The 292-nt window shown below is 47.6% G+C and carries 3 tRNA genes; all 3 read left to right on the forward strand.

From position 1 onward, the window contains the following. Positions 1 to 12 precede the first annotated feature (12 nt). A tRNA-Lys gene (locus ILS93_RS28550) sits at positions 13 to 88 on the forward strand. Between the two features lie 14 nt (positions 89 to 102). Continuing rightward, a tRNA-Leu gene (locus tag ILS93_RS28555) sits at positions 103 to 183 on the forward strand. A gap of 29 nt (positions 184 to 212) precedes the next feature. Beyond that, a tRNA-Gly gene (locus ILS93_RS28560) sits at positions 213 to 287 on the forward strand. Positions 288 to 292 lie beyond the last annotated feature (5 nt).

A 292-nucleotide genomic window follows, 5' to 3' on the forward strand; every position in this document is an offset into this window, starting at 1 on the left:
TTTTTATTGCAAGAGCCATTAGCTCAGTTGGTAGAGCATCTGACTTTTAATCAGAGGGTCGAAGGTTCGAATCCTTCATGGCTCACCATTTTAATGAAATATGCGGGTGTGGCGGAATTGGCAGACGCACTAGACTTAGGATCTAGCGCCTTTGGCGTGGGGGTTCGACTCCCTTCACCCGCACTTTTAATGAAATATCTCAAACATGTCTTGCGGAAGTAGTTCAGTGGTAGAATACAACCTTGCCAAGGTTGGGGTCGCGGGTTCGAATCCCGTCTTCCGCTCCAATTTC

This window comes from Bacillus sp. 16GRE42 (genome assembly GCF_019837435.1).
In the GTDB taxonomy this organism is placed as follows: domain Bacteria; phylum Bacillota; class Bacilli; order Bacillales; family Bacillaceae_G; genus Bacillus_A; species Bacillus_A wiedmannii.